This window comes from Pseudomonas sp. Nvir (genome assembly GCF_963778085.1).
GTDB lineage: Bacteria > Pseudomonadota > Gammaproteobacteria > Pseudomonadales > Pseudomonadaceae > Aquipseudomonas > Aquipseudomonas juntendi.
On record NZ_CAVZVN010000003.1, the window covers coordinates 1 to 4055 of the forward strand.

The 4055-nt window shown below is 57.0% G+C and carries 3 protein-coding genes; 1 reads left to right on the forward strand and 2 read right to left on the reverse strand.

From position 1 onward, the window contains the following. Window positions 1-306 (reverse strand): hypothetical protein (locus AACG97_RS00035; RefSeq protein WP_338463207.1); only part of this gene is annotated, 306 nt, incomplete at its 3' end. A 72-nt stretch (window positions 307-378) separates the two neighbouring features. Here AACG97_RS00035 and zinT point away from each other — a divergent pair. After that, on the forward strand, window positions 379-1029 hold the full coding sequence (gene zinT / locus AACG97_RS00040; protein WP_008807859.1) for a metal-binding protein ZinT: 651 nt from the start codon (window positions 379-381) through the stop codon (window positions 1027-1029). Between the two features lie 48 nt (window positions 1030-1077). Here the strand turns inward: zinT and ppc are convergent, their stop codons facing one another. Continuing rightward, window positions 1078-3729, reverse strand: coding sequence for a phosphoenolpyruvate carboxylase (gene ppc / locus AACG97_RS00045; protein WP_008807858.1), 2652 nt, complete (start codon window positions 3727-3729; stop codon window positions 1078-1080). Between the last annotated feature and the right edge of the window lie 326 nt (window positions 3730-4055).

A 4055-nucleotide genomic window follows, 5' to 3' on the forward strand; every position in this document is an offset into this window, starting at 1 on the left:
GTTCCAGCTATCGCCAGGGATATAGAGCACGTCGTTCGCCTCAAGAGGGCTGGCGTTTTTGCCGAGTGCCCGGTCGGGCAACTGCCCATTGAGGATGATGTTCAGACGGGGAAAATCAACCTGCACTACCGGCTCAGCAGGCGAGCGCATCTCGCCGGCAAAATAGACCCGGCCGATATCATTCTGTTTTTTTAGGAATGAATCAATAAGTTGATTGATATCGTTGTCCATCATTCTTCCGTTCAGCGCATCACCTCTTTCATCATACCGGACATTTTTCCAGCGGTAAAAGCGCTTGCCAGTCACGCTTGCTTCCCAGATAAGATATGTTATATCGTAACAATTTGTCGCCATTGATAGCAAACTCAGGAGAGAGTAATGACCAGAAAGATCCCCCTGCTGGCCTTTGGATTCGGCATGGCGTTAGCCAGCGCCCAGGCGTTTGCCCACGGCAATCATAACCATGGCCCGGCGTTAACCGACATCGAGCGTCAGGCCAGCGAAGGCATTTTTGCCGATAAAAATGTGCAGGACCGCGCGCTGAGCGACTGGGAGGGCGTCTGGCAGTCGGTAAACCCGTATCTGCTCAATGGCGACCTCGATCCGGTGCTGGAGCAGAAGGCGAAAAAGCCCGGCGGCAAGAGCGTCGAGGAGTATCGCGCTTATTATAAGAAGGGCTACGCCACCGATGTGGAGCAGATTGGCATTGAAAATGATGTGATTGAGTTCCACGTTGGCGAGACCGTCAACAGCTGCAAATACCGCTATTCAGGCTACAAAATTCTGCATTACGCCTCCGGCAAGAAGGGCGTACGTTACCTGTTTGAGTGCCAGCAGGGCGATGCCAACGCGCCGAAATTTGTGCAGTTCAGCGACCATATTATTGGCCCGCGTAAATCGCAGCATTTCCATATTTTCATGGGCAATGAATCACAGGAGGCGTTGCTGAAAGAGATGGATAACTGGCCGACCTATTATCCATATGCGCTGCATAAAGAGCAGATCGTTGATGAGATGCTGCACCACTAGAACAGGTGAAAATCCCCCGACCGGGCGGCCGGGGGAGAGAGGCTTCGATTAGCCGGTGTTACGCATACCGGCGGCAACGCCGGCGATGGTGACCATCAGCGCTTGTTCAACGCGCGGATCCGGGTCCTTGCCTGCTTCTTCGGCCTGGCGTGAACGGTGCAGCAGTTCCGCCTGCAGGACGTTCAGCGGGTCGGTATAGATATTACGCAGCTGGATAGACTCGGCGATCCACGGCAGGTCGGCCATCAGATGGGAGTCATTGGCGATGGCCAACACGACGTTGATGTCGGCAGCCAGCAGCTTACGCAGCTCGGTACCCAGCGCCCACAGCTCCGGCTTCACCAGGCGCTGATCGTAGTACTCCGCCAGCCACAGGTCGGCCTTCGAGTAAACCATTTCCAGCATGCCAAGGCGGGTGGAGAAGAACGGCCAGTCGCGACACATCGCTTCCAGTTCACTCTGTTTTCCACCTTCGACCACCTTCTGCAGCGCGGCGCCAGCGCCCAGCCAGGCCGGTAGCATCAGGCGGTTCTGGGTCCAGGCGAAGATCCACGGAATGGCGCGCAGCGACTCGACGCCGCCGGTCGGGCGACGTTTTGCCGGACGCGAACCCAGCGGCAGTTTGCCCAGCTCCTGCTCCGGAGTCGCAGAGCGGAAGTAAGGCACGAAATCTTTGTTTTCACGTACGTAGCCGCGATACATCTTGCAGGAGACGTCGGACAGCTCAGCCATGATGTCGCGCCATTCGGCTTTCGGTTCCGGCGGCGGCAGCAGGTTGGCTTCCAGAATGGCGCTGGTATATAGCGACAGACTGCTGATGGTCACTTCCGGCAGGCCGTACTTAAAGCGGATCATCTCGCCCTGCTCGGTGACGCGCAGGCCGCCTTTCAGGCTTCCCGGCGGCTGCGAGAGCAGCGCCGCGTGGGCTGGCGCGCCGCCGCGGCCGATGGAACCGCCGCGTCCGTGGAACAGCGTCAGTTCGATACCGGCTTTCTCACAGGTTTTGATCAGCGCGTCCTGCGCCTGGTACTGCGCCCATGAGGCGGCCATCACGCCAGCATCTTTGGCGGAGTCAGAATAGCCAATCATGACCATCTGCTTGCCCTGGATAAAGCCGCGGTACCAGTCGATATTCAGCAGCTGAGTCATGACATCGTTGGCGTTGTTCAGGTCGTCCAGCGTTTCGAACAGCGGGGCCACCGGCAGAGCAAAACCAATCCCGGCCTCTTTCAGCAGCAGATGAACCGCCAGCACGTCGGACGGCGTTTTGGCCATCGAGATCACGTAGGCGGCGATCGATCCGCGCGGCGCCTCGGCGATCACTTTGCAGGTATCGAGGACTTCGCGCGTCTCTTCGCTTGGCTCCCACTGACGCGGCAGCAACGGACGTTTGGAGTTCAGTTCGCGGATCAGGAAAGCCTGTTTGTCGGCTTCTGACCAGCTTTCGTAATCGCCGATCCCGAGGTAACGGGTCATTTCGCCCAGCGCTTCGGTATGGCGAGTGCTTTCCTGACGGATATCAATACGCACCAGTGGTACGCCGAAAGACTTCACGCGGCGCAGGGTGTCGAGCAGTTCGCCGTTGGCGATAATGCCCATGCCGCAGGCCTGCAGCGATTTATAGCAGGCGTACAGCGGTTCCCACAGCTGCTCGTTCTGAGTGATCAGTCCCGCCGGTTTCGGCAGCTTCTGACCTTTCAGGCGCGCTTCCAGCCAGGCCTGGGTCTCCATCAGCTGAGTGCGCAGTTTCTTCATCAGATAACGGTACGGTTCCTGAGCACCCTCGGCGCCAGCCAGCGCGCGAAGTTCGTCGGTACACTCCACCATCGACAGCTCGGAGATCAGCACCTGCACGTCTTTGAGGAACAGATCGGTGGCTTTCCAGCGGCTGAGCAGCAGCACGTGGCGGGTGATGTCGGCGGTCACGTTCGGGTTGCCGTCGCGGTCGCCGCCCATCCACGAGGTGAAACGCACCGGGACGAAGTCCACCGGCAGCTGATAGCCAAGGTTGGCTTCCAGCTGTTCGTTCAGCTCGCGCAGATAGTTAGGCACCCCTTCCCACAGGCTGTTTTCCACCACCGCGAAGCCCCATTTGGCTTCGTCGACCGGAGACGGGCGGTATTTACGGATCTCGTCAGTATGCCAGGACTGGGCGATCAGCTGGCGCAGACGGCGCATCAGCTGATGGTGTTCGTAGTCGGCGATGTCTTTATTGTCCAGTTGCTTGAGGCAGCTGTTCACTTCCACCATTTTATGGATCAGCGTCCGGCGGGTGATCTCGGTCGGGTGGGCGGTTAATACCAGCTCCAGAGACAGAGATTCCACCGCTTTTTTAATGGTGTCTTCGTTGAGATTGGGTTGGTCTTTGAGCTTTCTCAGGGTACGCGCAATGACTTCCGGATTGCTGGCCGCTTCGCCATTCGGCGAAATGCTGTGATACTGCTCAGCGGTGTTCGCCAGATTCAGAAACTGGCTGAAGGCACGGGCAACCGGCAGCAGTTCGTCGTTAGACAAATTCTGCAGCGTGGTCAGCAGCTCCTGGCGGTTAGCTTCGTTGCCGGCGCGTGAAGATTTGGACAACTTACGGATAGTTTCGACACGATCAAGAATATTTTCTCCCAATGCATCCTTGATGGTATCGCCCAGCACCTTGCCGAGCATACTGACATTACTACGCAATGCGGAATATTGTTCGTTCATGTTACCCCAGACACCCCATCTCATTTTATTTTGTTATATCCGCTGCGCTGGAACGTGAGCAACGGATAAGCAACCCGTCTTTTATAAAGCCACGTAAATACCCCCACGTCAATTACTGCGAAATCGCTTCAGCAAACGAGTAAATCGCCGTAATTTGCGAAATTTAATTCAGGGGTCGCTGGATAAGCATCGCTTATGGAAATGTGACGATCGTCACCGTTCCGCCCCAGGAGAACGGGGCGGAAAAAGAGGGCGATTTTAGTGCCAGCAGAAGTGGTGGACGACCTGGCTAATCAGCTCCCGGGTCGGCTTGATAAAGCGCGTCT

Excerpts from the sequence above, each read along its gene's own strand:
- zinT (WP_008807859.1), top strand. The coding sequence starts at position 379 with ATGACCAGAAAGATCCCCCTGCTGGCCTTTGGATTCGGCATGGCGTTA.
- ppc (WP_008807858.1), bottom strand. The coding sequence starts at position 3,729 with ATGAACGAACAATATTCCGCATTGCGTAGTAATGTCAGTATGCTCGGC.